The organism is Wolbachia endosymbiont of Drosophila leontia (assembly GCF_028981785.1).
Taxonomy (GTDB): domain Bacteria; phylum Pseudomonadota; class Alphaproteobacteria; order Rickettsiales; family Anaplasmataceae; genus Wolbachia; species Wolbachia pipientis.
In genome coordinates, this window is record NZ_JAPQLK010000083.1 from 1 (window position 1) to 4682 (window position 4682).

The window sequence follows — 4682 nt, forward strand, 5'->3', positions numbered from 1 at the left end:
TGAGAAGGAACTGCTACTCAAGTGTTATTTGCTTAACAAATTTACTGAAATAGGCATGGCTAAGTTTGAGATAGCTTCATGAATTTATTGTACGTTACCTACTATCCGAAGAGCGATGCAACAAAGCCCACTGGGATCCAGAAAACTTAACTTTAAATAAGTGGCTGCATAATAAACTACACATTAAACCTAAAGTGCATTATATCACCATCTTGCACGATGTAATCTCTGCCTTCAAAGCGAATTTTTCCTGCGTCTTTGCAAGCTGATTCACTTCCATACCTTATGTAGTCTGCAAAGCTTATTGTCTCTGCTTTTATAAAGCCTTTCTCAAAATCAGTGTGGATTACACCTGCTGCTTTATCGGCTGTTGACCCTATTTTTACTGGCCATGCCCGTGCTTCTTTGGGGCCCACAGTAAAGAAAGTTATCATACTCAGCACTTCATACATAATACGCGCTACTCCATCAAGGCCTGATTCTTGTAAGCCAAATTCTGATAAAAAACTCTGTTTTTCCTCTTCACTATCAAGATTTGCAATATCTGCTTCGAGTTTTGCTGAAATGCAATAAAATTTGCTTTTATTTTCCTCTGCCATTCTCTCTACCTTTTTAGATAATTCATTGCCAGTTATAACATTTGTATCTTCAACATTGCAAACGTACATAACGGGCTTTGTTGTCAGCAATTGAAGCAACTTCATCTCATCTTCATTGATATTCTCCAAACTTCTTGCAGGTTTACCTAATTTTAAAGTAGCTAATACCTCTTGCATTAATTCAAGTTGTCTCTTTAGCTCTTTATCACCTTGCTTTGCTTTCTTTTCCAATTGAGGAAGCCTTTTTTCTATGCTATCAATATCAGCTAGGATTAATTCCATTTCTACCACTTCAGCATCTGATATTGGATCTATTTTACTGTGTATATGGCTGATATCGTCATCCGTAAAGCACCTGAGCAGATGAACGATGGCATCAACTTCTCTGATATGGCTTAAAAATTTATTGCCGAGCCCTTCGCCTTTACTCGCACCCTTTACCAGACCTGCAATATCTACAACTTCTAATTGGTTGTAGATTACCTTCTCTGAGCCTGCAATTGCTGCGATTTGTTTCAAACGTTGATCTTTTATCGAAATCTTGCCTATATTTGGCTCGATTGTGCAGAAAGGATAGTTCGCAGCTTCGGCTGCACTTGACTCTGTAAGTGCATTAAATAAGGTTGATTTTCCTATATTTGGTAACCCAACTATACCGCAGTTAAAGCTCATATCTGCTATGTAAAATTATAACTATTGCATAATTTAAAAATTTCTGCTATACTTAATTAGTTGCTTATTGACAGTTTTGTTGGTATAGTAATATATAGCTTAAATTAAGGTAAAAATTATGACTGAATCTAGGAAACGGAAATTGCCAACTAATAGCCAAGTAGTTAAATATAGTACTACAGGTGATGGCAATTGCTTTTTCCATGCTGTGTTTGGAGAGAAAAAAGGTAATTCTGATCCATATAGAGCTGAAAGAGCGCAAGATATGAGAATGGAATGGCACAAATTTTTAAGTCAATTTACATCTTTAGATGATGTAAGTATGCCAGATCCTTTAAGAGCTCAGCTGGAAAAGGTTTTTGATGCGTTTTTAAACACACCAAGAGATTTAACCGGTAAGTCCAAGAAAATGAAAGGATTAGCTGAACGAACAAATAAGAAAATCGAGGAAGCTGACAGTAAGACTCGGGAATTAAAAGAAGAAATTGTAAAAAACTTTCGTGATGATGGTGACTTCAGAAAAGTAATATATCCAGTAATAGAAAGAGCTATTAATGAGCGTAATGAGCGTAATATCGACTCTCCGAGAGACCAAAAAACTTTGCTCAGTGTTGAAAACTTGCTTAAAGAAGAAAATAAGGAGAGGTTATATGATGATATCACAGAAGATCTTGAGTCTTGTGCATTAATATTGAATCCTAACTTCAGTGAAAAGGAGTATGGTGATACATATGACCCTAAAGTTATAAAAGATTCATTTTTTAACGATGAAGTTCTCTATAAAGCCTATCTAGAAGCAATAGAAAGTAAAAGTTATTTTCCTTTCGTTGAAGAAGTTCAGATATTAGCTTCTTTAGCTAATATTGAAATTAATGTCCATTGTGAAGTTAGTGGTAGAGAGAAGCAACAAAAGTTTGAGCCAGATCCACAAATGATAAATAATGATGATCAGTTAAATCAGGTATTTAATCGTGAAAGTTATAAATTAAATGATGAGCTATGGGGTAGTAAAGAGCGAGAAACAATATATCTTGGAGGGAATCATTACTCTAGAGCTGAAATTGTAACTCAAGAATTAATAAGACAGCAGCAAGAACAAGAAGATTTCCTATTAGCAAAAAAACTGCAGCTAGACGAGATCTTAGAATATTGTAACCTTTCAAAGGATATCCCTGAGAGGGCAGAGGTTGAAAAGGGATTTGATAAGTTATTGGCAGAAAATGCTGATGGAAAAATTGGTGATGTTGTAGGGCAGTGCGTTAGTGATATAAAGCAGCGCATAGAGCGCTCTGAGAAGCAAAACCCTTCAAGCTCACCAAGGTGTAGTATGGAGGAATCAAGAACAGAAAAAACATTTCATCAACAACAAATATCACAATTGGAAGTGTAAAATAAATCTTCATAGCTCTGTATATTTTTATATAGGGCTTTTGCAAGCATTTCATATAATATGAACTTGCAGTGCGTACTAACCTAAATGCAAATTGGCCATGAGACTAGTTTGATTATTGATGCCATAGAGGGATTTGGTGGTGAGGCTAGGCTTGTCGGCGGGTGTGTGAGAGACTCAATTTTGCAGCGTGATGTCCACGACATCGATTTAGCTACTAATTTGCTTCCCAATCAAACGATTAAAGCGCTAAAACCCCGTAATATAAAGACTATTCCAACTGGCTTAAAACATGGAACTATCACTGCGGTTCTAAATCAGAGGTCTTTTGAAATTACGACACTAAGGCATGATGTGAAATGTGATGGTAGGCATGCAAAAGTAGAATTTACTAATAATTGGCAAGCTGATGCTTCAAGGCGTGACTTTACATTTAACGCTCTATACGCAGATAAGCGTGGCCATATATATGACTACTTTTGTGGTATAGAGGACTTAAAAGCGCGAAGGTTAAACTTTATAGGCAACGCTGAAGATAGAATTAAAGAAGACTATCTACGTATTTTAAGAGCATTTCGTTTTCATGCAAAAATATGTGTCGGAGATTTGAGTGATGAAATACTAAACGTATGCAAAAAGCATTCGCATATGATCCAAAACCTCTCTGGAGAGAGAATAAGAGATGAAATACTTAAATTGCTGAAGTGCAATGATCCTTTTCCAACACTTAAGAGCATGCAAGAATCTGATGTTTTGCAAAAGATTATCCCAAAAGAAGTAAAATGCGAAATTCTGTCTTCGTCACTTCTTTTCGGCACTGATGCGCTAGTAAAATTAGCGTTACTCCTTAGGACTACTAAAAAAAATGACAGGCTAAGTCTTGGAGAATATATAATCATGTTTCTACGTCTTTCAAACAAGCAAAAGAAAAAGCTGCTATTTTTACTATCCAACGATATCAAAACAGAACTCTCAGAAAAAGAGCAAAAAAAATACATATCTTTATTTGGTAGAGAATTATATTGTGATTTAGTGAAAATTTGTGGTGTTGAGTCTGGAGAAAATGTTGATGAATACATTTCATTTGCTAACACATTCAATATTCCAAAATTTCCTTTATCTGGCGATGATTTAATAAGTATAGGTCACCAGCCAGGAAAAAGTTTAGGTAGAAACTTGGAATTGCTAAAACAACATTGGGAAGATAGCTTCTACACTTTAACAAAAGAGGAGCTGGTGCTTTATGCTAAGAGCCTATTCTAACTGCTTTCTGACTGTTCAATGAATGTATGCTTGCAATATTAGGGGAACTCATAGAGGAATTAGGTATATGTCCTTTTTTAGCTTTTTCTGTTAATTGATATTCGTTTACTCCTCCTTGAGTTTGATTACACATTCCCTGATCTGGAGATAAAAATTTATCTCTTATGCTTAATGCCAGTTGTAACTCTTGAATCTTATTTGAAAAACATTTCATTTTAGCCTCTGTTAATTTTCCTGTAACAATTTCTTTAAGCAATTCTCCTGAGTCGTTATTATTATTATTCTTGCTATTAAAGCTGTGCAAGATAGAGTCTACAATCTTATTTACCCCTTCTTGTTTGTTAAATTCTAATTTTTTTACGCATTTTCTAACAGAAGGTGACAACTTGGCCTTTAACGTGTCATCTCGTAGTTCTTTACCCATATTTTTTCCAATGTTACAACGTTCGTTGACAACTTCTTTAACCTTAGCTTCTATGATCTCCCTTGCGGATTGTTTCAAATTACTTTCTAATAATTCAAGCAGCTTACTGCTTTCAAATTTGCCATCATCTTGATTTGATAGAGACTTTATAGTTTCATTAAGCACGTTATGGCAAAAGTGTTTCTTTTCAAATTCAGAAAAACTTTTTTTCAACTCTTTATTTTTATCAGATAAAAATTTATCGCAATTCTCATTCCCACGAAGCTTAGAACCTGTTTAAAATCTTCGTAATAGGGGAGAAATGAAGGAAAGGACAATCATTTGTAAGCTGGTG

4 protein-coding genes are annotated in these 4682 nt (G+C 35.1%); 2 read left to right on the forward strand and 2 right to left on the reverse strand.

Annotation, left to right across the window (positions count from 1 at the left end; translation table 11 throughout):
* Window positions 1-176: 176 nt before the first annotated feature.
* Window positions 177-1271: a redox-regulated ATPase YchF gene (ychF, locus tag OZD63_RS02825; RefSeq protein ID WP_274979562.1), complete on the reverse strand. Its 1095-nt coding sequence runs from the start codon at window positions 1269-1271 to the stop codon at window positions 177-179.
* Between the two features lie 118 nt (window positions 1272-1389).
* On the opposite strand from ychF, the gene OZD63_RS02830 reads away from it, so the two are divergent.
* Both OZD63_RS02830 and OZD63_RS02835 read left to right on the forward strand, forming a co-directional pair.
* On the forward strand, window positions 1390-2661 hold the full coding sequence (locus OZD63_RS02830) for a hypothetical protein (protein ID WP_275008061.1): 1272 nt from the start codon (window positions 1390-1392) through the stop codon (window positions 2659-2661).
* An 87-nt stretch (window positions 2662-2748) separates the two neighbouring features.
* A complete protein-coding gene (locus OZD63_RS02835) occupies window positions 2749-3924 on the forward strand; it encodes a CCA tRNA nucleotidyltransferase (protein ID WP_275008062.1) in 1176 nt (391 codons plus the stop codon).
* On the opposite strand, the gene OZD63_RS02840 is transcribed toward OZD63_RS02835, so the two are convergent.
* Window positions 3908-4561: a hypothetical protein gene (locus tag OZD63_RS02840; protein ID WP_274979609.1), complete on the reverse strand. Its 654-nt coding sequence runs from the start codon at window positions 4559-4561 to the stop codon at window positions 3908-3910. The genes OZD63_RS02835 and OZD63_RS02840 overlap by 17 nt on opposite strands.
* Window positions 4562-4682 lie beyond the last annotated feature (121 nt).